This is a genomic window from Mixta sp. (genome assembly GCF_024610815.1).
Classification (GTDB): domain Bacteria; phylum Pseudomonadota; class Gammaproteobacteria; order Enterobacterales; family Enterobacteriaceae; genus Mixta; species Mixta calida.
Genome location: NZ_JANION010000060.1, coordinates 1 through 25,008, shown reverse-complemented (window position 1 = coordinate 25,008; position 25,008 = coordinate 1). Strand labels below are relative to the sequence as shown.

Sequence of the window (25,008 nt, the reverse complement as noted above, 5' to 3'; positions counted from 1 at the left end):
CTGCACCATTTCGTCGAGCTTGCCGATCGCCAGATGCACGCCCTGAATGCCGCGCAGCTGCGTTTCGCTGGCGTGGGTGATGCTCTCCATAATATCGGAGACGCTGGCGACGCTGCTGACGATATTGGTCATGCTTTCGCCCGCCATACGCACGTAGCGCGAACCGGCCGCCACGCTCTCCGTGGTGCTGTCGATCAGGGTTTTGATCTCTTTCGCCGCCTGGGCGCTGCGCTGCGCCAGATTACGCACCTCGCCCGCCACTACCGCGAAACCGCGCCCCTGTTCGCCCGCCCGCGCCGCTTCCACCGCCGCGTTCAGCGCCAGAATATTGGTCTGGAAAGCGATGCCGTCGATCACGCTGATAATATCGCCGATTTTACCGGAGGCCTGTTCGATCGTCTCCATGGTGGCGATCACGCTGGAGACCACCTCGCCGCCGCGCCGAGCGGCCTCGGACGCCGAGGCCGCCTGCTGATTGGCCTGCATCGCCGACTGGGTAGAGTCGGTCACCGAATGACTGATGGCGTCCATGGCGCTCACCGTCTCGCGCAGGTTGTTGGCCGCCTGTTCGGTGCGCCCGGAGAGATCGGCGTTGCCGCTGGCGATCTCATTGGCCGCGACCTGCACCGAGGCGCTGGCGTCGCGCAGCTGCGTCATCACCGTCGCCAGCTTGTCGGTAAAGGCGTTAAAGGCGCTGGCGATCTGCGACACCTCATCATGACCGGTTACCGGCAGGCGTTGGGTCAGATCGTCGTCGCCGGAGCTGATGGCGCGCATCGCATCGCGAATAGAGATCAGGCGGCGCATCAGCGCGCCGATCAGCAGGCCGATGATCAGCGCCGCGACCACGACCAGCAGCACCAGCGATACCGCCGAGGTGGAGAGCAGGGAGCGCATCCCGGCGGAGGCTTCATTTTTATCCAACGCCACCACCAGATACCAGTCGGTGCCGTTGACCGGCTTCGCCAGCAGCAGCTTATCCACACCGTTAAGACGTGCCGTCATCGGCTTCTGGCTTGCCAGCAGAGCGGGCACGTCAAGGTCGGGCAGCAGGTTTTTCACCGGCTTCAGCGCCATGCCAGCATCGCTGGTGGTGACGATGGTGCCGTTTTTATCAATCAGCAGGCCGCTGCTGGCGGGCGTCGGCCGGATCGCGCCGACGTTCGCCACCACGCTGTCCATCGCCACGTCGCCTGACAGTACCGCCTGCAATGTACCGTTCTGCACGACCGGCACGGCAAAGGCGACCACCAGCTTGCCGCTGGCGACATCGATATAGGGCGGCGTCACGATCGGTTTGCCCGCCGCCTGCGCCTGCAAATACCACGGACGGCCGGTCGGATCGAAATCGGGCGGAATGCCCGCCGCCTCGGAGAACTTCGCCACTTTGCTGGCATAGCCGGCATAGACGTTGGTAAAGCCGCCCGCCGCGGCGATCTGCTTAAAGGCGGGCACCGGATCGGCGCTGAGCGCTACCGGCGTTAGCGAGGCGATCATCGTCGACTTGCTGCTTACCCATTCGGCAATCGCCGCGTCATGGCTGTTGGTGACCGCTTCCAGCGTATCGGTAATCGCCTGCTGGTTATATTTTTCCGCCACCAGATAGTTGAGCGTGGTGTTGATGATAAGCGCCACCACCACGCTGGCAGTAGTAATGGCGACGAGACGAGCGCGTATTGAAGAGAGCATGGTGAAGCCTCATGTCACAGGGTTTTACCTGATATCGGTCGATAGTGAAGCCAACTTGAGGCAAACATGCCGGATATAAGTAAATGTTATCGCTGCGTCACAACGTTAAGTGGCACGCACTTTGCTTAATCTGAATCATCAGGGCAACGGAGCAAAAGATGATGAATACCATGGGGTACGCCAGGCGTTATCTGTCGGCGTCGCGTGAAAGCGAGCTTTCCGCCCTGCGGGAATTGCTGACCAGCGGCGCGTTGCTGAGCGGCATCAGCGCGCTGATCCATGCATTACAGCGCGAACGCGGCGCCTCGACGCTCTGGCTCTGCGCTGAAGCGAGCCTGACGGCAGAAGCGCTAACCGCGCGTCGGCAGGAGGCGGACCAGGCGCTGGCCGCGATGATCGACCTGCTGCCGACGCCGCAGCGGCGCGCCGACGGCAGCCGATTTTACAACCGCGCGGCGCTGGCGCTGCATGCATTGAGCGGGCTGTCGACGCTGCGCGCGCAGGTGCGCCAGCGCCAGCTGCCGCACGCGGAGGCGATGCAGCAGTTCAGCGAAATTATCCGCCATCTGCTGCACCTGATTGTCGAGGCGGCGGACACCGCCAGCGACCCGCAGATGTCGCACGCGCTGCTGGCGCTGTTCAGCTTTATGCAGGGCAAAGAGCTGGCCGGTCAGGAGCGCGCGCTCGGCGCGGCAGGGTTCGCCGCCGGTACGTTCAGCCGCACGGCGCAGCGGCAGTTGATCGCGCTGCTGGAGGGCCAGGATCGCAGCTTCGCCACCTTCGTTCAGTTCGCTGACGACGACAGCCTGCGGGCATGGCGCGCCGTGGCCGAAGCGGGACAGGAGATTGAAAAGCTGCGGCGCATCGCCTGCGGCGGCATGACGACGCGCGGCGTCGAGGCGCAGCGCTGGTTCCGCCTGCTGAGCGAACGGCTTGATGCGATGAAGCAGATTGAAGAGCGTCTGGAACAGCGGATTCTGATCGTCTGCCGCCGCTGCATCGAAAGGATCGACCAGGCGGAAGACGACGACTGGCCCACTGCGCACGTCGGGCTGGGCTACAGCCTCTACGTGGCGGCCGCACCCTGGCTGGAGGAGGGCGACGGCGCGCTGGATGCGGGCGGCGTCGCGCCGCAGCTGAGCCGCTCGCTGCTGACGATGCTGGAACAGCAGGCGCAGCGGCTACAGGCGCAGAGCGACGAGCTGGCGGCGATGCGCGTCGCGCTGACGCAGCGTAAAGAGATCGAGCGCGCCAAAGCGCTGTTGATGCAGCATCACCAGTGTGATGAGGAGCAGGCGTGGCATACGCTGCGCAAAATGGCGATGAATCAAAATAAACGGGTCTGGGAGATCGCGCAGGCGCTGGTGGCGGTCTCTTCCGCTTTTTCGTTAACTCAAAAGAGTTAGCTGCACAAACAATGTGCGTCCGCTGTGCCACGAAAGTGCGCCAGAAGACGACAGCGGCGGCAAAGCGCGCGCTGTAGGCCTGAAAAAGCTGGCACGCGGTTTGCAACCTCATGAAGACACTATGTGCATTTGTTTCGCCAACGGCGGTGAGATGAGTGCTTTGGATAAAGGCGTCCGGTCGCAGGGTTCAGGCTCTGCGGCGGACGCCTTTTTTTATTCCTTTTGCTGGAGCCACTGAATGAGCAACGCGGATTTTATGTCGTCACGCCGCCGCTTTCTGATTGGCGGCGCTTTTGCGGCGGGCGGGCTGCTGATGCCGGGATTGCGCAACGCGGTATGGGCCGCTGGTTCCGACGCGCCGGAAAAGCGGTCGCTGCGCGTCGGCTTTATCCCGTTGACCGACTGCGCGCCGCTGGTTATGGCGGCGCTGAAGGGCTTTGATAAAAAACATGGCGTCAGCCTGCAGCTGTCGAAAGAGGCGAGCTGGGCGGCGGTGCGCGACAAGCTGGCCTCCGGCGAGCTGGATGCGGCCCATGCGCTCTACGGCATGATCTACGGGCTGCATCTTGGCATCGCCGGGCCGCAGCGGGCGATGGCCAATCTGATGACGCTCAACAACAACGGCCAGGCGATCACCCTGTCGAACCAGTTAAAGGCGCAGGGCGTCACCGACGGTGCAGCGCTGCAAAAGCGCGTCGCCGCCAGCGAGCCGGGCAGCTATCGCTTCGCCCACACCTTTCCGACCGGCACCCACGCAATGTGGCTCTATTACTGGCTCGCCAGCGTCGGCATCGATCCGTTTCGCCAACTGCGTCTGCTGGTGGTGCCGCCGCCGCAGATGGTGATGAACATGAAGATCGGCAATATGAGCGGCTTCTGCGTCGGCGAGCCGTGGAATCAGCGCGCCATCAGCGACAACGTCGGCTATACCGTCGTCACCAGCCAGCAGGTTTGGCCCGATCACCCCGAAAAGATCCTCGCCACCCGCGCGCAGTGGGTCGGCGAGAACCCAAACAGCGCGCGCGCCCTGACCGCCGCGGTGCTGGAGGCGGCGCGCTGGATAGACGCTTCCGAGGCCAACCGGCGCGAAACGGCGCAGGTCATCGCCGGGCGCGCCTTTCTCAACACCAAAGCGGAAACCATTACCGGGCGCATGCTCGGCCACTATCAGGATGGATTGGGGCGACGCTGGCAGGACGCGCACGGGCTGCGCTTTTTCCACGACGGCGCGGTCAACTATCCCTGGCTCTCCGACGGCATCTGGTTTCTCACCCAGTTTCAGCGCTGGGGCCTGCTGAAGCAGCAGCCCGACTATCTGGCGGTGGCGCGCGCCATCAACCGCACCGACATCTACCGCCAGGCCGCCAGCGCGGTGGGCAATATCGCCGTGCCGCAGAGCGAAATGCGCAGCAGCACCCTGATCGACGGCAGAGTCTGGGATGGCAGCGATCCTGCCGCCTGGGCCACCGGTTTCGCCATTAAACGCTGAGGAACGCCGCATGAAAAATGAAGCTCAGATCGTCCCCCTGACCAGCGAACCGACGCGTCGCGCGGCGCCGGTGATAGCGCTGCCGCCCGCGCCGCCGCGTCCGCGTCGCCGCGACAGATCCCTGAAACCGTTGCTGCGGCGGCTAATCCCGCTCGGCTGCGGCCTGCTGCTGCTGCTGACCGTCTGGCAGATCGCCGCGATGAGCAGCAGCGGCTTTCCCACGCCGCTGAAAACCTGGCAGGCGGCGCTGCCGCTGTTCGCCGATCCCTTTTATGACGGCGGTCCGAACGATCGCGGCATCGGCTGGAATGTGATCGCGTCGCTGACGCGCGTGGCGGTCGGCTTCGGCCTGGCGGCGCTGGTGGGCATTCCGATGGGCTTTTTGATTGGGCGCTTTCGCTTTCTCGCCGACATGTTCAACCCGTTGATCGCGCTGCTGCGTCCGGTCAGCCCGCTCGCCTGGCTGCCGATCGGCCTGCTGCTGTTTCAGCGTGCCGAGCCCGCCTCAAGCTGGACCATTTTTATCTGTTCCATCTGGCCGATGATCATCAACACCGCCGAGGGCGTGCGGCGCATCCCGCAGGATTACCTCAACGTGGCGCGGGTGCTGAACCTGCCGGAGTGGACGGTGATGCGCAAAATCCTGTTGCCGGCGGTGCTGCCGGCGATATTGACCGGCGTGCGACTGTCGATCGGTATCGCCTGGCTGGTGATCGTCGCCGCCGAGATGCTCACCGGCGGCATGGGCATCGGCTTCTGGATCTGGAACGAGTGGAACAACCTCAACGTGGAACACATTCTGATCGCCATCTTCATTATCGGCGCGGTGGGCCTGCTGCTGGAGCAGGGGCTGATGCTGCTGGCGCGTCGTTTCAACTGGGATAAATAGGGGGCCGCACATGCAACACATTCTACAGGTGCAAAACGTCAGCCAGCGCTTTACCACCAGCGAGGGCGAATTTCTGGCGCTGGACCGCGTATCGTTCGATGTGCGCATTGGCGAAACCATCAGTCTGATCGGTCACTCCGGCTGCGGTAAGTCGACGCTGCTGAACCTGATCGCCGGTCTGACGCTGCCCAGCGAGGGCGTGCTGCTGTGCGACAACCGCGAAATCGCCGGGCCGGGGCCGGAGCGGGCGGTGGTGTTTCAGAACCACTCGCTGCTGCCGTGGCTGACGGCGCACGAGAACGTGGCGCTGGCGGTGGATCAGTTGTTTAAGCAGAGCATGAGCCGCGCGGAACGGCAGGAGTGGATCGCGCATAACCTGGCGCGCGTGCAGATGAGCCACGCGAGCCATAAGCGGCCCGGCGAGCTGTCGGGCGGCATGAAGCAGCGCGTCGGCATTGCGCGCGCGCTTGCGATGAAGCCGCGCGTTCTGCTGATGGATGAGCCGTTCGGCGCGCTGGACGCCCTGACACGCGCCCACTTGCAGGAGAGCGTGATGCGCATCCAGCAGGAGCTGAACACCACCATTGTGCTGATCACCCATGACGTCGATGAGGCGGTGCTGCTGTCGGATCGCGTGCTGATGATGACCAACGGCCCGGCGGCCACGCTGGGAGAAACGCTGACCATCGATCTGCCGCGTCCGCGTTCGCGCGTGGCGCTGGCGGATAATGCGCGCTATCACCAGCTGCGTCAGCAAATCCTGCATTTCCTCTATGAGAAGCAGAGCCATGCGGCCTGAGGAGCGGCAGATGCCTGAAGAACTGGTGATTATCGGCAACGGCATGGCGGCGACGCGACTGCGGGAGCGGCTGCTGACGCTGGCGCCCGAACGCTGGCGCATCACGGTTATTGGCCGTGAGGCGCAGGCGAGCTACAACCGCATTCAGCTGTCGCCGGTGCTGAGCGGTGAAAAGCCGTTTCACGCTGCGCTGCTGCGGACGCCGGACGAAGATGCGCGGCAGGGCGTGACGCTGCTGCTGGGGGAAAGCGTGCTGGCGATTGACATCCGACTGCGCACGCTCACCACCGACCGTCGCCGCCTGCGCTGGGATCATCTGGTGTTCGCCACCGGCGCCGAGCCGACGCTGCCCGCCATTCCCGGCGTCGCGCAGCCGCACGTCGGCGGGTTTCGCACCCTGCGGGACGTAGAGCGCATGCTGAGCATTCCTGGGCCGGTGGTGGTGCTGGGCGGCGGGCTACTCGGCATCGAGGCGGCGGCGGCGCTGCGCCTGCGCGGACGCGAAGTCACGCTGGTGCATCGTCACGGCTGGCTGCTGGATCGCCAGCTGGACGCCGCCGCAGGCGACCTACTGGCGCAGGCGCTACAGCGGCGCGGCATTGTTTGTCGGCTGGGCGAGAGCATGGCAAAGATAGATATTGACAGCGTCACTTTAACCAGCGGCGATCGGCTGACGGCGGCACAGGTGTTGATCGCCATCGGCATCACGCCAGCGGCCGCGCTGGCGCGCGCGGCAGGCGTTCCCTGCGGACGCGGCATCCTGACGGATCGCCAGCTGCGCAGCGCCGTGCCTGGGGTATCGGCGCTGGGCGAATGTTGTGAAATCGACGGCGAGACCTTTGGACTGGTAGCGCCCTGTCTGGCGCAGGCAGAGGTGCTGGCGCATCGACTGGCGGGCCTGGCGACGGCGGATTTTCACTACCGGCCGCCGGGGACGCGGCTTAAGGTCACCGGCATCGATATTTTCAGCGCGGGTGAAACCAACGATGCGCCGGGCAGCCGCGTGCTGACCGCCCTCGATCCGCTCAGCCAGCGCTATCGACGGTTGACGCTGCGCGACGGTCGTCTGTCCGGCGTCATCCTGTACGGCGATACTTCAGCGGCGGGGCCGCTGCTGCAAAAACTGCAACGCGGCGCGGCGGTGGACGCCTCCACGCTATTTGATTTCGATAACGATGGGCAGCCTGAGGCTGTGGAGAGTAAAACGATGAGCAAACCGGTTCTGGTGGTGATTGGTCACGGCATGGTTGGCCACTATTTTCTTGAACAGCTGGTGCAAAAAGAGCTGCATCTGCGCTATCACATCGTGGTGTATGGTGAAGAGCGGCACAGCGCCTATGACCGCGTTCATCTCTCCGACTACTTCTCCGGTCGCGACGCTCAGGCGCTGTCGCTGGTCAGCGAAAATTTCTTTGCCGAACACGGTATTGAGTTACGTTGTCACGAAAAGGTTATCGCCATCGATCGTCAGCGCCGCTGCGTGCGTGATGAAAAAGGCCGCGAAATGGCCTGGGATCGGCTGGTGTTGGCCACCGGCTCTTACGCCTTCGTGCCGCCGATCCCCGGCCGCGAGGCGCAAAACTGCTTTGTCTATCGCACGCTGGACGACCTCGACGCGATTAAAGCGCGAGCGGCACACGCGCGAAGCGGCGTGGTGATCGGCGGCGGCCTGCTGGGGCTGGAGGCGGCGAACGCGCTGCGGATGCTGGGGCTGGAAACGCACGTAGTGGAATTCGCGCCGCGCCTGATGGCGGTGCAGCTGGACGAAGGCGGCGCGCAAATGCTGCGGCGTAAGATAGAAGCGCTGGGCGTGACGGTGCATACCCAGACCGAAACGCGCCAGATCGAACCGCAGGCGGACGGCTCCCTGCTGCTGCGCTTCGCCGACGGCGCGACGCTGCAAAGCGACCTGGTGCTGTTTTCCGCCGGCATTCGTCCACGCGACGACCTGGCGCGCGCCGCCGGCCTGGCGCTGGGGACTCGCGGCGGCATCGTTATCGACGACAGCTGTCTCACCAGCGATCCGGCGATTGCGGCGATCGGCGAATGCGCGATCTGGCAGGGGCAGATTTTCGGTCTGGTGGCGCCGGGATATCAGATGGCGCGCGTGCTCGCCAGCAACCTGGCGCAGCAGCCCGCCGCCTTCAGCGGCGCCGATATGAGCACCAAACTGAAGCTGCTGGGCGTGGAGGTGGCGTCGCTGGGCGATGCGCACGGGCGCAGCGCAGGCTGTCAGAGCTATCTCTGGACCAACGGTCCGCAGGAAATTTACAAGAAAATCGTTGTTTCCGCCGACGGCAAAACGCTGCTGGGCGCGGTGCTGGTGGGCGACAGCAGCGAATACAGCGAACTGCAACAGATGATGCTGAACGGCATCGCGCTGCCGCCGCAGCCGGAAAGCCTGATCCTGCCGCGCAGCGCCGATGCGCCGACCAGAGCATTGGGCGTGGCGGCGCTGCCGGATACGGCGCAGATCTGCTCCTGCCATAACGTCAGCAAAGGCGATATCTGCCAGGCGGTCAGCGCGGGATGCGGCGATATGGCGTCGCTGAAAAGCTGCACCAAAGCCGCCACCGGCTGCGGCGGATGCAGCGCGCTGGTGAAGCAGGTGATGGAACATCAGCTGGCGGCGCAGGGCGTCGAAGTGAAAAAGGATATTTGCGAGCATTTCGCCTTCTCCCGACAAGAGCTCTATCACCTGGTGCGCGTCGGCAATATCAAAACCTTCGACGCGCTGCTGGCGAAGCATGGACGCGGCCACGGCTGTGAAATCTGCAAGCCGCTGGCGGCGTCGCTGTTCGCCTCCTGCTGGAACGAATATCTGCTGAAGCCGCAGCATCTGCCGTTACAGGAGACGAACGATCGCTACTTCGCCAATATCCAGAAGGACGGCAGCTACTCGGTGGTGCCGCGCATTCCCGGCGGCGAGATCACTCCGCAGGGACTGATCGCCATCGGCCAGATCGCCGAACGCTTTAACCTCTACAGCAAAATCACCGGCGGTCAGCGCATCGACCTGTTCGGCGCGTCGCTCGACAAGCTGCCCGCCATCTGGCAGGCGCTGCTCGACGCCGGTTTCGAAACCGGCCACGCCTACGGCAAATCGCTGCGCACGGTGAAATCGTGCGTCGGCAGCAGCTGGTGCCGCTACGGCGTGCAGGACTCCACCGCTTTCGCCATCCGGCTGGAGAACCGCTACAAGGGGCTGCGCGCGCCGCACAAAATTAAAATGGCGGTTTCCGGCTGCACCCGCGAATGCGCTGAGGCGCAGAGTAAAGATATCGGCGTGATCGCCACCGAGAAGGGCTGGAACCTCTATGTCTGCGGCAACGGCGGCATGAAGCCGCGCCACGCCGATCTCTTCGCCAGCGATCTCGACGATGAAACGCTGATTCGCTATGTCGATCGCCTGCTGATGTTCTACATCCGCACCGCCGATCGCCTGCAACGCACCAGCGTCTGGATGGATAACCTCGAAGGCGGGCTGGCGTATCTGCGCGAAGTGGTGATCGGCGACAGCCTCGGCATCTGCGCCGAGCTGGAACGCGAAATGCAGCAGGTGGTGGAGAGCTGGCAGTGCGAATGGCGCACCACGCTCGCCTCGCCGGACCGGTTACAGCTGTTCCGCGCCACCGTCAACGACGAGCGCCCGGATGAAACCCTGCGCTGGCGTGAGGAGCGCGGCCAGATCCGGCCTGCGGGCGCGCCGCGCGTCAACGCGCCGTCGCTGCCCGCCGAACCCTGGAGTGATATCTGCGCGCTGGAGGCGATTCCGCCTCAGGCGGGCATCGGCGCCCGGCTTGGGACGCAGCGCATCGCGCTGTTCCGCTTTGACGACCGGGTTTACGCCCTTGACGACCGCGAGCCGGAGAGCGACGCCAGCGTGATGTCGCGCGGGCTGCTGGGCGATGTGGCGGGCGAGGCGATCGTCATTTCGCCGCTCTATAAACAACGCTTCCGCCTGCGCGACGGCATGGCGCTCGACAGAGATGATTTACAACTGCGCTGTTGGCCGGTGCGCATCGTCGGCGGGCGGGTGCTGGTCGCCAGCGCGCCGCTGGCGGTGGAAGACCTGCGCGTGGCGGAGGCGTCATGAAAACCACCTGTCCTTACTGCGGCGTCGGCTGCGGCGTGGAGGCGAAGCGGGAGGGCGAAAGCTGGCGCGTCAGCGGCGACGGCGACCATCCGGCCAACGCGGGCCGCCTCTGCGTGAAAGGCGCGGCGCTGGCGGAGACGCTGACGCCGTCGGGGCGGCTGCTCTGGCCGCTGGTCGCCGGACGGCGCGTCCCCTGGGAAAGGGCGCTGGATGAGGTCGCTCAGCGGCTGCGCGCCATTATTGCGCAGCATGGCCCGGATGCCGTCGCCTTTTACGCCTCCGGTCAGCTGCTGACCGAGGATTACTACGTCGCCAATAAGCTGATGAAAGGCTTTATCGGCAGCGGCAATATCGACACCAACTCCCGGCTCTGCATGGCCTCGGCAGTCAGCGGCTACAAACGCGCGCTGGGCGCCGATGCGGTGCCTTGCTGCTATGACGACTTCGATCGCGCCGATCTTATCGTGCTGATGGGTTCGAATGCCGCCTGGACGCATCCGGTGGCGTTTCAGCGGCTGGTTCAGGCGAAACGGCTTAATCCGGCGCTGCGCGTGGTGGTCATCGATCCGCGCCGCAGCGCCAGCTGCGATCTGGCCGACCTGCATCTGCCGCTTACGCCCGGCAGCGACGGCGCGCTGTGTAACGGTCTGCTGCGCTGGCTGGAGGTGCACGGCGGCGGCGACAAATCCATGTTGCCGCATCTTGCCCAGGTGGAGGAGACGCTGGCCGCCGCCGCGCCCTGGACGCCGGAGCGGGTGGCCGCCGCCTGTCAGCTGCCGCTGGCGCAGGTCGAGCAGTTTTACCGTCTCTTCGCTGACAGCGAACGGACGCTGACGCTCTGGTGCATGGGCATCAATCAATCCGCCAGCGGCAGCGACAAGTGCAACGCCATTCTTAACGCGCATCTCTACAGTGGCAAAATCGGTAAGCCGGGCTGCGGGCCCTTTTCACTGACCGGCCAGCCCAACGCCATGGGCGGACGCGAGGTGGGCGGCCTGGCGAACCAGCTGGCGGCGCATATGGATTTCACCCCGGAAAATGTCGATCGTCTGCGGCGTTTCTGGCGCAGCGATCGCGTGGCGACCGCGCCGGGGCTGAAGGCGGTCGATCTGTTTCAGGCCATCGGCCGCGGCGAGGTGAAGGCGGTCTGGATCATGGGCACCAATCCGGCGGTGTCGCTGCCCGACGGTCACGCCGTGGCGCAGGCGCTGCGGCGCTGCGAGCTGGTGATTGTCTCCGACGTGATGCGCAGCACCGATACCGGCGAATTTGCCGATATCCTGCTGCCGGCGCAGGCGTGGGGCGAGAAGAACGGCACCGTCACTAACTCGGAGCGGTGCCTCTCGCGCCAGCGCAGCTTCCTGCCGCCGCAGGGCGAGGCGCGGCCCGACTGGTGGATGCTGGCGCAGGTGGCGCAGCGGCTTGGCTACGGCGACGCCTTCGCCTGGCGTCATCCGGCAGCGATTTTCCGTGAACATGCCGCGCTTTCCGGTTTTGAAAATCACGGCAGGCGCGCCTTCGATATCAGCGGGCTGGCGCAGTTGAGCGATGAACAGTGGGATCGGCTGACGCCGGTCCAGTGGCCGGTGAACGCCGATTACCCGACCGGCTGCGCTCGTCTGTTCAGCGCGCGCCGCTTTTATCATCCCGACGGCAAGGCGCGTCTGCTGCCGATGACTCCCGTCGGGCCGCGTCAGGCTGTAAGCGAGAGATGGCCGCTGACGATGAATACCGGCCGCATTCGCGATCAGTGGCACACCATGACGCGCACCGGACTGGTGCCGCGCCTGATGCAGCACGACGCCGAACCGTTTGTTGCGCTGCATCCCGACGACGCGGCGCGCTACGGCATTCAGGCCGATGCGCTGGCGCGTATCCAGTCGCGTCACGGCTGGATGCTGGCGCGGGCCATTCTGACGGAGGATCAGACGTCCGGCTCGCTGTTCGTGCCGATGCACTGGAACCAGCGCTACTGCGCGGAGGGCAACGTGGGGCGCCTGGTAGCGCCGTGGCGCTGCGCCATTTCCGGCCAGCCGGAAAGCAAGCAGACGCCGGTGCGCATCCATCCCTGGCGCTGCGGCTGGCAGGGAATATTATTTGTTAGTGACAACGTCATGCTGCCGCCTGTGCAGTGGTGGTGCCGTATTCCGATGCCGGAGGGGGTCACGCGCTTTAGCCTGGCGAACGATGGGGACCCGCGCCGCTGGCTTCAGGCGCTGCTGCGCCCTGACTGGATTGTGCAGCAGGCGGAGGACGGCCAGGCGTTTCACCATCTGATCGCCTGGCGCGAAGGTAAGGTGATGCTGGCGTTTTACAGCGCCGCACGGCGACCTCAGACCGACGATGCGCTCATCGCCGCCGCCTTTCGGCAGCCGCCCGATACGCCGGAGGCGCGTTTCGCGCTGCTTGCCGGGCGCGCGGCGCAGGGCGAGGCGCGCGGCAAAACCATTTGCAGCTGCTTTGGCGTCGGGGAACGGCAGATCGCCGCCGCCGTGCGCCAGGGAGCGCTGACCTGCGCTGCGTTGGGTCAGCGGTTGCAGTGCGGCACCAACTGCGGCTCCTGCATACCGGAGCTGAAAAAACTGATTGAGCATTACGCGCCTCAGCAGGCTGAGGCGGCAGAGGAGAGAGGATCATGACGCAGCGGCTACCTTTACTGAACCAACTGTTAAACGGCCCGGAAGAACGGGCGCCATCAGCGCAGGGCTGCGTCTGGCTTGTCGGCGCCGGACCGGGCGACCCGGAGCTGTTGACGTTAAAGGCGCTGCGCCTGATTGGCGAGGCGGATGTGGTGGTCTACGATCGGCTGGTCAGCGAGGAAATTTTGGCGCTGATCCCGCCGACGACGCTGGCGCTTGATGTGGGCAAGACGCCCGGCTTTCACGGCATGACGCAGCAGCAGATTAGCCAGCTGCTGATCGACCTGGCGCGCAGCGGACGACAGGTCGTGCGGCTGAAGGGCGGCGACCCGTTTATTTTCGGTCGCGGCGGCGAAGAGATGCAGCAGTTGCAGACGGCGGGCGTTCCCTGTCATATCGTGCCGGGCATCACCGCCGCCATCGGCTGCGCGGCGGCCTGCGGCATTCCCCTGACGCACCGCGACTACGCGCAGTCGGTACGCTTCATCACCGGACACGGCAAAGCGGGCCGCCCGCAGCTGACGGGCGCAGGCTGGCAGGACGCCAGCCAGACGCTGGTGTTTTATATGGGGCTGACGTGGGGGGCGGAGTTGAGCAGCCAGTTACGTCAGCATGGGCGCGCGGCGGACACGCCGGTGGCGATTGTCGAACGCGGCACGCGACGCGATCAGCGCGTGCTGATCGCCACGCTGGCGACGCTGGAAGAGACGCTGCACCGGGAGCAGCCACAGTCGCCCGCGCTGATAATCGTCGGCGAGGTGGTGTCGCTTTACCGGGCAGAGGCGGAACCGCGGATGGAAAGTATGGCGGTGCGAAACTGATCATCAATGCCGCGATTTATTATCAGAACAGCGCGTTTTTCGGAGCCACGCCGCGCCGGGATAATCATGATCCAGTTCACAATTATGCTAAGCTAAGGGCTTACTCAACGCTGGACGGCCACCCATCATGAGAGATTAAGCTAATCCTGACGCCGCTATGTTATTAACGCATCGACTGATAAAAACCACCTTCACACTGCTGCTGAGCAGCGCCGCCTGGCTGCCTGACGCCCTGGCGTTCCAGACCGAGACGCGGGTGCCCGACGCGCCGTTCGACGATCCGGCGCGCTTCAGCACCATGCAGCAGCAGCTGCCGACGCTGGGCGTGGCCGACGATTCTCACGCTTTCTCCACCCGCCTGGCGCAGATCGCCAAAAGCATCGGCGAGGCGAGCAAAGAGGCGAGCGATGTCTCGTTCGGCGAACAGGCGAGCGTCTGGGCCTTTAACCACTTTCGCGACGAGATCGCCGACCGGCTGGTGAATGAAGGGCAGTCGCTGCTCTCTCCCTACGGCACGGCGCAGCTCTCGTTACAGGTGGACAGGGAAGGCAACTTTAACGGCAGCGGCGGACAGCTGCTGACGCCCTGGCAGGACAACTATCAATATCTGACCTTTTCCCAGCTGGGCGTTACCCAGACCGATGACGGTCTGGTCGGCAATGCCGGACTGGGGCAGCGTTGGGCGGCGGGCAAATGGCTGCTGGGCTATAACGCGCTGGTGGATCGCCAGTTCGATTCCGGCCTGCAGCGCGCGTCGCTCGGCACCGAGGCCTGGAGCGATTTCCTGCGCCTGTCGGCTAATTACTACACGCCGCTCAGCGGGTGGCGCAACAGCAGCCTTACCCAGCAGAGCCGCATGGCGCGCGGTTACGACATCACCACTCAGGGCTATCTGCCGTTTTATCGTCAGCTCGGCGTATCGGTCACCTGGGAGCAGTATCTCGGCAATAATGTCGATCTGTTCAATAACGGCAGCCCGGAGAAAAATCCGGTGTCGGTGAAGGTCGGCGTCAATTATACCCCGGTGCCGCTGCTCACTTTTACCGCCTCGCATAAAGAGGGCGAAAGCGGTCAGTCGCAGGATCAGCTGGGAATGCGTATCAACTATCGTCCCGGCGTGGCGTTGAGCAAGCAGCTTTCCGCCGACAACGTGGCGCAGGCGCGCTCGCTGCGCGGCAGCCGTTACGATCTGGTTGAACGCAACACCACGCCGGTGCTGGAGTTCCGCCAGCGTAAAACGCTGTCGGTGTTCCTGGCGACGCCGCCCTGGCAATTAAGTCCCGGTGAAACGCTGCCGTTGAAATTACAGATCCGCGCCGCCAATCCCATTACCGCCGTCAGCTGGCAGGGCGACACGCAGGCGCTGAGCCTGACGCCGCCGCCCGATAACCGCAGCCCGCAGGGTTGGACGGTGATTATGCCCGCCTGGGACAGCACGCCGGGCGCCAGCAATCAGTATCGCCTGTCGGTTACGGTGGAGGATAATAAACAGCAGCGCGTCACCTCAAACTGGATCACGCTGCAGCTGACGCCGCCGATGGCGCTGGAGTCAGGGCACGATCGCTTCGACCTGATGGCGCCCGCGGCCGACGCCGCGCCATCGCTCTGAATGCGCTGCAATAGCAGACATAAGAGAAGGGCGATCGCCCTTAAAAAAGCGGGGCCGCTGTGAAACGGCCCCGTTGAGTTTAATGCACTTTTAGTCCCGCTGCGGTCATCAACAGACGGAACAGGCTGGCGACGACAAACAGCGCCAGCACGCTGCCCGCCCAGATCGCCGCCATCCACAGCAGCCGCCGCCAGAGCGGCTGCTTCGCGGTTTTACGCGTCATGCGTTGCATTTCCATCCTTTCCTCCTGTCAATGATAACCCTGCTCAGGATCGATCTTGCCGCGGAACACGTAATAGCTCCAGAAGGTGTAGACCAGGATTAACGGGATAATAAACAGCGCGCCCACCAGCATAAAGCCCTGGCTCTGCGGCGGCGATGAGGCGGCGCGGAAGGTGATATCCGGCGGGATCAGGTTCGGCCAGATACTGATGCCCAGCCCGCTGAAGCCGAGGAATACCAGCGCCAACGTCAGGATAAAGGGCGCATAGTGCGCATCCGGCAGCCAGGCGTTGCGCCACAGCGCCCACGACACCAGCAGCACCAGAATCGGCACCGGCAGGAAGAAGAACAGGTTCGGCGTTGTGAACCAACGATCGGCGATCGCCTGGTGCGTCAGCGGCGTCCAGACGCTGACGATGGCCATCACCACCAGCAGCGCCAGCAGCAGCGGACGCGCCAGCTTGCGCATGGTTTGCAGCAGATGCCCTTCGGTTTTGATAATCAGCCAGCTAGCGCCCAGCAGCGCATAGGCGACGACCAGTCCCAGACCGCAGAACAGGCTGAACGGACTGATCCAGTCAAACACGCCGCCCGCCCATTCGCGGCCCTCCACCGGGAAGCCGTTCAGGAAGGCGCCCAGCACCACGCCCTGCGCGAAGGTGGCGAGAAAGGAGCCGGCGATAAACGACTTATCCCAGAAGGCGCGGTGCGATTCGGTCGCCTTGAAGCGGAACTCAAAGGCGACGCCGCGGAAAATTAGCCCGATCAGCATAATCGTCAGCGGGATCGCCAGCGCGTCCAGAATCACCGAATAGGCGAGCGGGAAGGCGCCGAACAGTCCCGCGCCTCCCATCACCAGCCAGGTTTCGTTGCCGTCCCAGACCGGCGCGACGGTGTTCATCATCACGTCGCGGTCCTTGCTTTCGCGCACCATCGGATAAAGCAGCCCGATGCCGAGGTCAAAACCGTCCATCACCACGTACATCAGAATGCTGAACACGATGATGATGAACCAGATCAGCGGAAGATCGATACCCATTATTTAATTCCTCCCAGTTCATCTTTCTTACGCTCATCAAGCGATTCATCGGCGGCGGAGAGCGGGCGCGCAGGGGTGCGCGGCGTGCCTGGACCGCCTTTCGGCGGATGATCGACGAACGGCTGCGGGCCACGGCCAATCAGCTTCAGCAGATAGACGACGCCGACGCCGAACACCGAGGCGTAAACCAGAATAAAAGCCAGCAGGCTGAGCGACATATGCAGCGTGCCGTGATGGGAGACCGCGTCGCGGGTGCGCAACAGCCCGTAAACCACCCACGGTTGACGTCCCACTTCGGTGGTGAACCAACCCGCCAGGATGGCGATAAGGCCGGAAGGTCCCAGCAGCAGCGCGAAGCGGTGGAACAGGCGCTGGTCATACAGGCGACCGCGCAGACGCAGCACCAGACTCCAGACGCCCGCCAGAATCATCAGCAGGCCCATCGCCACCATAATGCGGAAGGACCAGAAAACGATAGTGGAGTTCGGACGATCTTCCGGCGGGAAGCTTTTCAGCGCCGGGATCTGCTTAGTCAGGCTATGGGTCAAAATCAGGCTGCCCAGCACCGGGACTTCGACAGCGTATTTCGTTTCTTCCGCTTCCATATCAGGCAGGCCGAACAGGATCAGCGGCGTCGCTTCGCCCGGCGGGTTTTCCCAGTGGCCTTCAATCGCGGCGATTTTCGCCGGCTGGTGCTCCAGGGTATTCAGGCCATGGGCGTCGCCGATGCCCGCCTGAATCGGCGCGACGATCAACGCCATCCACATCGCCATCGAGAACATACGCTTAATGGCCGGGCTTTTATTGCCGCGCAGCAAATGCCATGCGCCCGATGCGCCGACGAAGAAGGCGGTGGTAAGGAAAGAAGCGGTCGCCATATGCAGCAGACGGTAAGGGAAAGAGGGGTTAAAGACCACTTTAAACCAGTCTGCCGGAATCAGCTGACCGTTAACCACTTCATAACCCTGCGGCGTGTGCATAAAGCTGTTGGAGGCAAGGATCCAGAAGGTCGACATCAGGGTGCCCAGCGCCACCATACAGGTAGAGAAGAAGTGCAGCCCTGGCCCGACGCGATTCCAGCCGAACATCATCACCCCAAGGAAGCCAGCTTCCAGGAAGAAGGCGGTCAGCACCTCATAAGTCAGCAGCGGGCCGGTGATACTGCCCGCAAAGGCGGAGAATCCGCTCCAGTTGGTGCCGAACTGATAGGCCATCACCAGACCGGATACCACCCCCATACCAAAGTTCACAGCGAAAATCTTCAACCAGAAATGATACAGATCGCGCCAGGTTTCATTACGGGTTTTTAGCCACAACGCTTCCAGCACCATCAGAAAACTGGCGAGGCCAATGGTGATTGCCGGAAAGATAATGTGAAAAGAGACCGTGAACGCGAATTGTATCCTTGCCAGTTCGAACGCGTCTAAACCGAACATAGCCACCTCGAAATGTTCATTATTTAACTTCCAAAAAAGGATGAGTCCTTGCCATAACACAACAAGTGTAGAAGAGGGTTCAGTAAAACACAGAAATGATAGGTATAACAGACACAGAAAATAACGAATCAGCTATAACAGTAATCGGTGGCGTTGCACCATAGCGAGGCATCACGCCTTTTTATCGCGCCTGTTTTGCCCTGTTTTAACAGCAAATGTTATTCAGGATCACAAAAGCAATATTTTATTTTCTCTCTGCATAATTCCGCTCTCGGATCTCCCGCCAATGCCGACGCCTCAGATAATTATTCACTATTTATGCATTAAGAGTGAATATCGCTGGGTTGTAAGTGATTGATTTTAGGTGTGGCGGATCGGTTTATGCATTTATAACGCTGGCTGGCATGAAGCGTGCAATCTAGAGTAGAGCTGCAATGAATCATTTCATTAACATAATTTAAACTTTTGATTCACCCTTCGGGTGATGCTATGAGGCCGCTATGCAACAGTCAGTTTCTCGTCAGGATTTTGATCGCTGGATGGTTCCCGCTTATTCTCCTGCCAGCTTTGTGCCCGATCGCGCTGAAGGTTCGCGTCTGTGGGATCAGAACGGCAAGGAATATATCGATTTTGCCGGCGGCATCGCCGTGAACGCGCTGGGACATGCGCACCCGGAACTTCAGCAGGCGTTGCAGCAGCAGGCGGCCAAACTTTGGCATACCGGCAACGGCTTTACCAATGCGCCGATTCTGCGCCTGGCGAAACAGCTGATTGACGCCACCTTCGCCGATCGCGTCTTTTTTTGTAACTCCGGCGCGGAAGCGAATGAAGCGGCGCTGAAGCTGGCGCGTAAATATGCCCATGACCATTTCGGCCCGGAGAAAAGCAATATCGTCGCGTTTAAAAACGCTTTTCATGGCCGCACGCTGTTTACCGTTACCGCTGGCGGCCAACCCGCCTATTCAAAAGATTTCGCGCCGCTGCCGGGCGGCATCGATCATGCGGTGTTCAACGATCTCGATTCGGCGGCGCAGCTGATCAATGCGCAGACTGCCGCGGTGATCGTCGAGCCGATTCAGGGCGAAGGCGGCGTGCTGCCGGCGGAACCCGCTTTCCTGCGCGGCCTGCGCGAGCTCTGCGATCGTCACAACGCGCTGCTGATTTTTGATGAAGTGCAGAGCGGCGTCGGCCGCACCGGGTCGCTCTACGCCTATATGCACTACGGCGTGACGCCGGACGTACTGAGCACCGCCAAGGCGCTTGGCGGCGGTTTCCCCATTGGCGCGATGCTGACCACGGAAAAGCTGGCGTCGGCGCTGAATGTCGGCAGCCACGGCACCACCTACGGCGGCAACCCGTTGGCGGGCGCGGTGGGCGGCAAGGTGCTGGAACTGATCAACCGCCCGGAGGTGCTGGAGGGGGTGCAGTTGCGCCACCGCTGGTTTACCGAGGGGCTGAACGCCATCAACCAGCGCCTGCGCCTTTTTAAAGAGGTGCGCGGTCTCGGTCTGTTGATCGGCGGCGTGCTGAACGAAGATTTCAGCGGCAAAGCGAAGCAGATTAGCCTGGCGGCAGCCGAGGAGGGCGTGATGGTACTGATCGCCGGCGCCAACGTCGTCCGTTTCGCGCCTGCGCTGATTATCAGCGAAGAGGATGTGAAAGAGGGGCTGGCCCGTTTTGAGCGCGCCTGCGAAGCGATAGTAAAAGGAGGCGCCTGATGATGTATATCCGTCCCGTTGAGCGCGACGATCTGCCGCAGCTGATGGCGCTGGCGGGTAAAACCGGCGGCGGCCTGACCTCGCTGCCAGCCGACAGCAAAACGCTGGCGGCGCGCATCGAGCGCTCGATTCAGACCTGGCAGGATACGCTGCCGCGCGCCGAGCAGGGCTATGTCTTTGTGCTGGCGGACAGCGAAACCCACCTGGCGTGCGGTATCTGCGCCATTGAGGTGGCGGTCGGTCTGCAGGACCCCTGGTACAACTTTCGCGTCGGCACCCAGGTGCACGCCTCGAAAGAGCTGGATGTTTATAACAACCTGGCGACGCTGTCGCTGTGCAACGATCATACCGGCAGCAGCGAACTCTGCACGCTGTTCCTTGACCCGTCGCGGCGCGACGGCAAAAACGGCTATCTGCTGTCGAAATCGCGCTTTCTTTTTATGGCCGCTTTCCGCGATCGCTTTATGACCAAAGTGGTGGCGGAGATGCGCGGGGTAAGCGATGAGCAGGGGCGTTCACCGTTCTGGGAAAGCGTGGGCAGCCACTTCTTCTCGATGGACTTTACCCAGGCCGATTTTCTCAGCGGCACCGGACAAAAGGCGTTTATCGCCGAGCTGATGCCGAAGCATCCGCTCTATGTGCATTACCTTTCGCCGGAGGCGCAGGCGGTAATCGGCCAGGTGCATCCGCAAACCGCGCCCGCGCGCGCGGTGCTGGAGGCGGAAGGTTTCCGTTATCAGAACTACGTCGATATTTTCGACGGCGGTCCGACGCTGGAGTGCGATATTGACCGCATCCGCGCGGTGCGCAAAAGCCGCCTGATGACCATGGAGGAAGGCGAGGCGAGCGGGGACGATCTGCCGCTCTGCCTGGTCAGCAACGACAACTATCACCACTTCCGCGTGCTGCTGCTGCGCGCCGATACGCAGCAGAACAGGCTGCGCGTGCCGGCGGACGCCGCGGAAATTTTACGCTGTCAGCCCGGCGACGCGCTGCGGGTTGTACCACTGTGTGGCGAGGAGAAAAAAGCATGACGCATTGTATTAATGGACAATGGATCGCGGGCGGCGGCGAGAGCTTCAGCAAAGCCGATCCGGTGGACGGCGCCCCGCTGTGGCGCGGCAACGCCGCCGACGCGCAACAGGTGGCCGCCGCCTGCGACGCCGCGCGCGCCGCTTTTCCCGCCTGGGCGCGGCTGCCGTTTTCGGCGCGTCAGACCCTGGTAGAAGCCTTTGCCGCGCAGCTGGAGCAGCATAAAGGCGAACTGAGCGAGACCATCGCACGCGAAACCGGCAAGCCACGCTGGGAGGCGCAGACGGAAGTGCAGGCGATGATCAACAAGATCGCCATTTCCGTGAAGGCGTACCACACGCGCACCGGCACCCATCAGGAGGCGGAAAGCGCGCTGCGCCATCGGCCGCACGGCGTACTGGCGGTGTTCGGCCCTTATAACTTCCCCGGCCATCTGCCCAACGGTCATATCGTTCCGGCGCTGCTGGCGGGCAACTGCGTAGTATTTAAACCCAGCGAGCTGACGCCGCTGACCGCGGAAAAAACCGTGCGTCTCTGGCTGGAGGCGGGCCTGCCTGCGGGCGTGCTGAATCTGGTGCAGGGCGGCCGCGAGACCGGACAGGCGCTGGCGCAGCAGCCGCAGATTGACGGCGTGCTGTTTACCGGCAGCGCCAACACCGGCTATCAGCTGCATCGCCAGTTCGCTGGCCAGCCGGAGAAGATGCTGGCGCTGGAGATGGGCGGCAACAACGCGCTGATTGTCGAGGATGCGCCTGATACCGACGCGGCGGTCTGGATCGCCGTGCAGTCCGCCTTTATTACCGCCGGTCAGCGTTGCACCTGCGCGCGTCGGCTGCTGGTAAAGCGCGGCGCGGAGGGGGACGCCTTCCTGCAGCGGCTGGTTGAGGTGACGCAGCAGCTGCGCATCGGCCGCTGGAACGATGAGCCGCAGCCTTTTATGGGCAGCGTAATTTCACCGCAGGCGGCGGAGCATATTTATCAGGAGTGGCAAAAACGCATCGCCCTCGGCGGCAAGGTGCTGTTGAAGATGCGCTGGCCGGCGCGCGACAGCGCGCTGCTGACGCCGGGGATTATCGATCTCACCGGCGTGAAGCAGGTGGCGGACGAAGAGGTGTTCGGGCCGCTGCTCGCCGTGGTGCGCTACGACAGTTTTGACGAGGCGATTCGGCTGGCGAACGCCACGCGTTACGGTCTGGCGTGCGGGCTGATCTCGCCGCAGCGCGAGAAATTCGACCAGCTGCTGATTGAGGCGCGCGCGGGCATTGTCAACTGGAACAAGCCGTTGACCGGCGCCGCCAGCACCGCGCCTTTCGGCGGCATTGGCGCCTCCGGCAACCACCGTGCCAGCGCCTGGTACGCGGCGGACTACTGCGCCTGGCCGATGGCCTCGCTGGAAACCCCGGAACTGACCCTGCCCGCCACGCTGGCGCCGGGCGTTGATTTCAGCCATCGCCAGGAGACGCGCTGATGAAAGCCAAAGAAGTCAACTTTGACGGGCTGGTGGGGCTGACGCACCACTACGCCGGACTGTCGTTCGGCAATGAAGCCTCCACGCGTCATCAGCATCAGCTCTCTAATCCCCGCCTGGCGGCGAAGCAGGGCCTGCTGAAAATGAAGGCGCTGGCGGACGCCGGTTTCGCGCAGGGGGTGATCCCACCGCATGAGCGGCCGAATCTGCCGGTGCTGCGCCAGCTCGGTTTCAGCGGCACGGACGCGCAGGTACTGGAAAAGGCGGCGCGTCAGGCGCCTCAGCTGCTCTCCGCCGTCAGCTCCGCCTCGGCAATGTGGGTGGCGAACGCCGCTACCGTATCGCCTTCCGCCGACAGCGCCGACGGCAAAACGCACTTTACCGTCGCCAACCTGAACAACAAATTCCACCGGGCGATCGAAGCGCCGACCACCGGCGCGCTGCTGCGTGCGATTTTCCGCGACGAGCGCTATTTCGCTCATCATCATGCTCTGCCGCAGGTGGCGCTGTTCGGCGACGAAGGCGCGGCGAACCATAACCGCTTCGGCGGCGATTACGGCGAGCCGGGCGTGCAGCTGTTCGTTTATGGCCGTGAAGAGGGGCACAGTGGACTGGTGCCGGCGCGCTATCCCGCACGTCAGACCCGCGAAGCGAGCGAGGCGGTGGCCCGACTGCATCAGCTCGATCCGGCGCGCACGATCTTTACCCAGCAGAATCCGGCGGTGATCGACCAGGGCGTGTTCCATAATGACGTTATCGCCGTCAGCAACCGTCATGTGCTGTTTTGTCATCAGCTGGCGTTTCTGCATCAGGAACGCCTGCTGGCGGAGCTGAGCGAAAAAGTGCCCGGTTTTACGCCGGTGATCGTCCCCGATGAGCGCGTATCGGTCGCCGACGCGGTTTCTACCTACCTGTTCAACAGTCAGCTGCTGAGCCGCGACAACGGCGATATGCTGCTGGTGCTGCCGCAGGAAGCGCGTCAGCATAACGGCGTCTGGTGTTATCTTTCCGAACTGGTAGAGAACGGTGGGCCGATTCGTGAGATGATGGTGTTCGATTTACGCGAAAGCATGTGCAACGGCGGCGGGCCAGCCTGTCTTCGCCTGCGCGTGGCGCTGAACGCCGTTGAGCAGCAGGCGGTGAACCCGGCAGTGATGATGAACGATCGTCTGTTCGACACGCTGAACCAGTGGGTCGACCGTTATTATCGCGATCGGCTCTCTCAGGCTGACCTGGCCGACCCGCAACTGCTGACCGAAGGACGTGAAGCGCTGGACGCGCTGACGCGTTTGCTAGACTTAGGAAGTGTTTATTCATTCCAGCAGGAATAAAACCGATGCGGCGGCGTCTGGCCCGACGCCGCCGGCTTCCGCGTCACAGGAGATGTCATGCAGGATCTGTTACAACAAACGCTCTCCGGCCATGCGCCGGCCGTTACCAGCGGGACGCTGCCGCATCTGCGCTGGCAGTGGCTGGATGAAGGCATTCTTGAACTGACCCCCCTGACGCCAACGCAGCACGCGGTGGCGATTTCCGCTGGCATTCACGGCAATGAAACCGCGCCGGTGGAGATAGTTAATCAGCTTATTACGCAGCTGCTGCAGGGCGAGACGCCGCTGGCGGTGCGGCTGCTGGTGCTGCTGGGCAATCCGCCTGCGCTGCGCGCCAACAAGCGCTATCTGCGCTGCGATCTGAACCGGCTGTTCGGCGGTCGCTGGCAGCAGTTTGAAGAGTGTCCCGAAGCGCAGCGCGCCTGGCGTCTGGAGCAGGCGCTGGAAACCTTCTGGCAGGCGGGCGCGCATCAGGAAGTGCGCTGGCATCTCGATCTGCATACCGCGATTCGCGGCTCTTACCATACGCGCTTCGGCGTAATGCCCCACAGCCAGCGCCCGTGGCCCGACGATTTTATGCACTGGCTGGCGGCGGCAGGCATGGAGGCGCTGGTGTTTCATCGCGCGCCGGGCGGCACCTTTACCCATTACAGCTGTGAACATTTTCAGGCCGCCAGCTCTACGCTGGAGCTGGGCAAAGCGCTTCCCTTCGGGCAGAACGATCTGACCCAGTTCGCGGCGGCGCAGCAGGCGCTGGCCGCGCTGCTGTTCGGCGACGCGCTGCCGGATGGCGCCGCGCCGCCGCGCCGCTATCGCGTATCGCAGCAGATTACGCGCAACAGCGAACGTTTCGCTCTCCATATGGGACCGGAAACGCTGAACTTTACCGCCTTTCCGCAGGGAACCCTGCTGGCGGAGGATGGCGAAACGCGCTATTTCGTGCAGCAGGCGCGGGAATATGTGCTGTTTCCCAATCCCAACGTGGCGACAGGGCTGCGCGCCGGACTGATGCTGGTGGAAGATAACGCCCACAACGCCTTGCTTAGCGGCGAAAGCCTGAAATAACCACGCCGCCGGACAGGGCGACGCTGTCAGCCGGGCGGCAGGCTCGCCGCCGAAAAACGGGCGCTGCCTTTCTACTCAGCGCGCGTTAACTTTTTCTTTCCTCAATTCTGTCCCAGGGGTTACACTTCTCCACAATTCCCGCCAAATTCCGCACAGTGTCATATTTTTTTGCAATTCCTCACCTTAATCTTCTTATTCTCTCCAGGATTGCTGCATTTTTATCTTCTATGCTTTCAGGGCTTTACTCATGAACTGAGTAC

General features: G+C 63.1%; 17 protein-coding genes. 13 read left to right on the top strand and 4 right to left on the bottom strand.

Going from position 1 to position 25,008, the window contains the following annotated elements:
• The coding region (locus MYY08_RS03735; protein ID WP_288013258.1) for a methyl-accepting chemotaxis protein at nucleotides 1-1,689 on the bottom strand (1,689 nt) is incomplete at its 3' end.
• A gap of 158 nt (nucleotides 1,690-1,847) precedes the next feature.
• Here MYY08_RS03735 and MYY08_RS03730 point away from each other — a divergent pair.
• The 8 genes from MYY08_RS03730 (at nucleotide 1,848) to MYY08_RS03695 (ending at nucleotide 15,437) form a co-directional block, all read left to right on the top strand.
• A complete protein-coding gene (locus MYY08_RS03730; protein ID WP_288013255.1) occupies nucleotides 1,848-3,095 on the top strand; it encodes a nitrate regulatory protein in 1,248 nt (415 codons plus the stop codon).
• Between the two features lie 238 nt (nucleotides 3,096-3,333).
• On the top strand, nucleotides 3,334-4,584 hold the full coding sequence (locus MYY08_RS03725; protein ID WP_038626438.1) for a CmpA/NrtA family ABC transporter substrate-binding protein: 1,251 nt from the start codon (nucleotides 3,334-3,336) through the stop codon (nucleotides 4,582-4,584).
• Nucleotides 4,585-4,594: 10 nt separating this feature from the next.
• Nucleotides 4,595-5,473 (top strand): nitrate ABC transporter permease, encoded by an 879-nt coding sequence (ntrB, locus tag MYY08_RS03720; protein WP_038626437.1) that lies wholly within the window; start codon nucleotides 4,595-4,597, stop codon nucleotides 5,471-5,473.
• Between the two features lie 10 nt (nucleotides 5,474-5,483).
• Nucleotides 5,484-6,272: an ABC transporter ATP-binding protein gene (locus MYY08_RS03715; protein ID WP_038626436.1), complete on the top strand. Its 789-nt coding sequence runs from the start codon at nucleotides 5,484-5,486 to the stop codon at nucleotides 6,270-6,272.
• Between the two features lie 10 nt (nucleotides 6,273-6,282).
• Nucleotides 6,283-10,368: a nitrite reductase large subunit NirB gene (nirB, locus tag MYY08_RS03710; RefSeq protein WP_288013249.1), complete on the top strand. Its 4,086-nt coding sequence runs from the start codon at nucleotides 6,283-6,285 to the stop codon at nucleotides 10,366-10,368.
• The gene (locus MYY08_RS03705; protein ID WP_288013247.1) at nucleotides 10,365-13,007 is read left to right on the top strand and encodes a nitrate reductase; all 2,643 of its coding nucleotides are present in this window, start codon (nucleotides 10,365-10,367) and stop codon (nucleotides 13,005-13,007) included. Before nirB ends, MYY08_RS03705 begins: the two co-directional genes overlap by 4 nt.
• A complete protein-coding gene (cobA, locus tag MYY08_RS03700; RefSeq protein WP_038626429.1) occupies nucleotides 13,004-13,828 on the top strand; it encodes a uroporphyrinogen-III C-methyltransferase in 825 nt (274 codons plus the stop codon). The genes MYY08_RS03705 and cobA overlap by 4 nt, the downstream gene beginning before the upstream one ends.
• A 157-nt stretch (nucleotides 13,829-13,985) precedes the next feature.
• Complete coding sequence (locus MYY08_RS03695; protein ID WP_081981797.1) at nucleotides 13,986-15,437, top strand: YchO/YchP family invasin; 1,452 nt, start codon at nucleotides 13,986-13,988, stop codon at nucleotides 15,435-15,437.
• Between the two features lie 79 nt (nucleotides 15,438-15,516).
• Here MYY08_RS03695 and MYY08_RS03690 read toward each other — a convergent pair whose 3' ends face one another.
• Genes MYY08_RS03690 through MYY08_RS03680 form a run of 3 tightly spaced genes read right to left on the bottom strand, consistent with a single transcriptional unit; the run spans nucleotide 15,517 to nucleotide 18,134 of the window.
• A complete protein-coding gene (locus MYY08_RS03690) occupies nucleotides 15,517-15,669 on the bottom strand; it encodes a DUF2474 domain-containing protein (protein ID WP_071883742.1) in 153 nt (50 codons plus the stop codon).
• 18 nt (nucleotides 15,670-15,687) lie between these two features.
• Nucleotides 15,688-16,698: a cytochrome d ubiquinol oxidase subunit II gene (cydB, locus tag MYY08_RS03685; RefSeq protein WP_038626428.1), complete on the bottom strand. Its 1,011-nt coding sequence runs from the start codon at nucleotides 16,696-16,698 to the stop codon at nucleotides 15,688-15,690.
• Nucleotides 16,698-18,134, bottom strand: a complete 1,437-nt coding sequence (locus MYY08_RS03680) for a cytochrome ubiquinol oxidase subunit I (RefSeq protein WP_038626425.1) — start codon at nucleotides 18,132-18,134, stop codon at nucleotides 16,698-16,700. Before MYY08_RS03680 ends, cydB begins: the two co-directional genes overlap by 1 nt.
• Before the next feature lie 500 nt (nucleotides 18,135-18,634).
• Here MYY08_RS03680 and MYY08_RS03675 point away from each other — a divergent pair, with 500 nt between their 5' ends.
• From MYY08_RS03675 to astE, 5 genes are read left to right on the top strand one after another with little or no spacing between them, the layout of a single operon-like run.
• Entirely contained in the window at nucleotides 18,635-19,852 is a 1,218-nt protein-coding gene (locus MYY08_RS03675; RefSeq protein ID WP_038626423.1) for a bifunctional succinylornithine transaminase/acetylornithine transaminase, read from the top strand.
• Nucleotides 19,852-20,886 (top strand): arginine N-succinyltransferase, encoded by a 1,035-nt coding sequence (gene astA, locus MYY08_RS03670; RefSeq protein ID WP_038626422.1) that lies wholly within the window; start codon nucleotides 19,852-19,854, stop codon nucleotides 20,884-20,886. Before MYY08_RS03675 ends, astA begins: the two co-directional genes overlap by 1 nt.
• Nucleotides 20,883-22,352 carry a succinylglutamate-semialdehyde dehydrogenase gene (gene astD, locus MYY08_RS03665; RefSeq protein ID WP_190296796.1) on the top strand — a complete coding sequence of 490 codons (1,470 nt, stop codon included), beginning with the start codon at nucleotides 20,883-20,885 and terminating at the stop codon, nucleotides 22,350-22,352. Before astA ends, astD begins: the two co-directional genes overlap by 4 nt.
• Nucleotides 22,352-23,683 carry an N-succinylarginine dihydrolase gene (gene astB, locus MYY08_RS03660; protein WP_288013237.1) on the top strand — a complete coding sequence of 444 codons (1,332 nt, stop codon included), beginning with the start codon at nucleotides 22,352-22,354 and terminating at the stop codon, nucleotides 23,681-23,683. The genes astD and astB overlap by 1 nt, the downstream gene beginning before the upstream one ends.
• 57 nt (nucleotides 23,684-23,740) lie before the next feature.
• Nucleotides 23,741-24,748 carry a succinylglutamate desuccinylase gene (gene astE, locus MYY08_RS03655; RefSeq protein WP_038626416.1) on the top strand — a complete coding sequence of 336 codons (1,008 nt, stop codon included), beginning with the start codon at nucleotides 23,741-23,743 and terminating at the stop codon, nucleotides 24,746-24,748.
• Nucleotides 24,749-25,008 lie beyond the last annotated feature (260 nt).

Bases quoted from the DNA above. Each gene is read 5' to 3' on its own strand.
- MYY08_RS03730 (WP_288013255.1), top strand. From the start codon at position 1,848: ATGATGAATACCATGGGGTACGCCAGGCGTTATCTGTCGGCGTCGCGT.
- MYY08_RS03725 (WP_038626438.1), top strand. From the start codon at position 3,334: ATGAGCAACGCGGATTTTATGTCGTCACGCCGCCGCTTTCTGATTGGC.
- ntrB (WP_038626437.1), top strand. From the start codon at position 4,595: ATGAAAAATGAAGCTCAGATCGTCCCCCTGACCAGCGAACCGACGCGT.
- MYY08_RS03715 (WP_038626436.1), top strand. From the start codon at position 5,484: ATGCAACACATTCTACAGGTGCAAAACGTCAGCCAGCGCTTTACCACC.
- nirB (WP_288013249.1), top strand. From the start codon at position 6,283: ATGCCTGAAGAACTGGTGATTATCGGCAACGGCATGGCGGCGACGCGA.
- MYY08_RS03705 (WP_288013247.1), top strand. From the start codon at position 10,365: ATGAAAACCACCTGTCCTTACTGCGGCGTCGGCTGCGGCGTGGAGGCG.
- cobA (WP_038626429.1), top strand. From the start codon at position 13,004: ATGACGCAGCGGCTACCTTTACTGAACCAACTGTTAAACGGCCCGGAA.
- MYY08_RS03695 (WP_081981797.1), top strand. From the start codon at position 13,986: ATGTTATTAACGCATCGACTGATAAAAACCACCTTCACACTGCTGCTG.
- MYY08_RS03690 (WP_071883742.1), bottom strand. From the start codon at position 15,669: ATGCAACGCATGACGCGTAAAACCGCGAAGCAGCCGCTCTGGCGGCGG.
- cydB (WP_038626428.1), bottom strand. From the start codon at position 16,698: ATGGGTATCGATCTTCCGCTGATCTGGTTCATCATCATCGTGTTCAGC.
- MYY08_RS03680 (WP_038626425.1), bottom strand. From the start codon at position 18,134: ATGTTCGGTTTAGACGCGTTCGAACTGGCAAGGATACAATTCGCGTTC.
- MYY08_RS03675 (WP_038626423.1), top strand. From the start codon at position 18,635: ATGCAACAGTCAGTTTCTCGTCAGGATTTTGATCGCTGGATGGTTCCC.
- astA (WP_038626422.1), top strand. From the start codon at position 19,852: ATGATGTATATCCGTCCCGTTGAGCGCGACGATCTGCCGCAGCTGATG.
- astD (WP_190296796.1), top strand. From the start codon at position 20,883: ATGACGCATTGTATTAATGGACAATGGATCGCGGGCGGCGGCGAGAGC.
- astB (WP_288013237.1), top strand. From the start codon at position 22,352: ATGAAAGCCAAAGAAGTCAACTTTGACGGGCTGGTGGGGCTGACGCAC.
- astE (WP_038626416.1), top strand. From the start codon at position 23,741: ATGCAGGATCTGTTACAACAAACGCTCTCCGGCCATGCGCCGGCCGTT.